This is a genomic window from Rahnella ecdela, assembly GCF_019049625.1.
Classification (GTDB): domain Bacteria; phylum Pseudomonadota; class Gammaproteobacteria; order Enterobacterales; family Enterobacteriaceae; genus Rahnella; species Rahnella ecdela.
The window spans coordinates 1-1,155 of sequence record NZ_JAFMOY010000067.1 but is presented as its reverse complement, the minus strand read 5'-3'; the positions used below and the strand labels follow the sequence as shown (position 1 = coordinate 1,155).

Annotated in this window: 1 protein-coding gene; it reads left to right on the top strand. The window is 50.8% G+C overall.

What is annotated here, in order from left to right; translation table 11 throughout:
• Window positions 1-1,146, top strand: a 1,146-nt coding sequence (gene tuf, locus J1784_RS00350; protein WP_120135346.1) for an elongation factor Tu, incomplete at its 5' end; no start/stop codon positions are given.
• Window positions 1,147-1,155 lie beyond the last annotated feature (9 nt).

Genomic DNA, 1,155 nt, shown 5'->3' with positions numbered 1-1,155 from the left:
AACGTTGGTACTATCGGCCACGTCGACCACGGTAAAACTACCCTGACTGCAGCAATCACTACCGTTCTGGCTAAAACCTACGGCGGTTCTGCACGCGCATTCGACCAGATCGATAACGCACCAGAAGAAAAAGCTCGTGGTATCACCATCAACACTTCCCACGTTGAATATGACACCCCGACTCGTCACTACGCGCACGTTGACTGCCCAGGGCACGCCGACTACGTGAAAAACATGATCACCGGTGCTGCTCAGATGGACGGCGCTATCCTGGTTGTTGCTGCGACTGACGGCCCTATGCCTCAGACCCGTGAGCACATCCTGCTGGGTCGCCAGGTTGGCGTTCCATACATGATCGTGTTCATGAACAAATGCGACATGGTTGATGATGAAGAGCTGCTGGAACTGGTAGAAATGGAAGTTCGTGAACTTCTGTCTGCTTACGAATTCCCAGGCGACGACATCCCGGTCATCAAAGGTTCAGCGCTGAAAGCACTGGAAGGCGATGCAACTTGGGAAGCAAAAATCATCGAACTGGCAGAAGCACTGGACAGCTACATTCCATTGCCAGAGCGTGCTATCGATAAGCCATTCCTGCTGCCAATCGAAGACGTTTTCTCCATCTCCGGTCGTGGTACAGTTGTTACCGGTCGTGTAGAGCGCGGTATCGTTAAAGTTGGCGAAGAAGTTGAAATCGTTGGTATCAAGGACACTGTTAAGTCTACTTGTACTGGCGTTGAGATGTTCCGCAAACTGCTGGACGAAGGCCGTGCTGGTGAGAACGTTGGTGTTCTGCTGCGTGGTATCAAACGTGAAGATATCGAACGTGGTCAGGTTCTGGCTAAACCAGGTTCAATCAAACCACACACCAAGTTTGATTCCGAAGTTTATATCCTGAGCAAAGATGAAGGTGGTCGTCATACTCCATTCTTCAAAGGCTACCGTCCACAGTTCTACTTCCGTACAACTGACGTGACCGGTACTATCGAACTGCCAGAAGGCGTTGAGATGGTAATGCCTGGTGACAACGTAAACATGGTTGTTACCCTGATCCACCCAATCGCGATGGATGACGGTCTGCGTTTCGCAATCCGTGAAGGCGGCCGTACTGTAGGTGCTGGTGTTGTTGCTAAAGTTATCGCTTAATCGCTGATA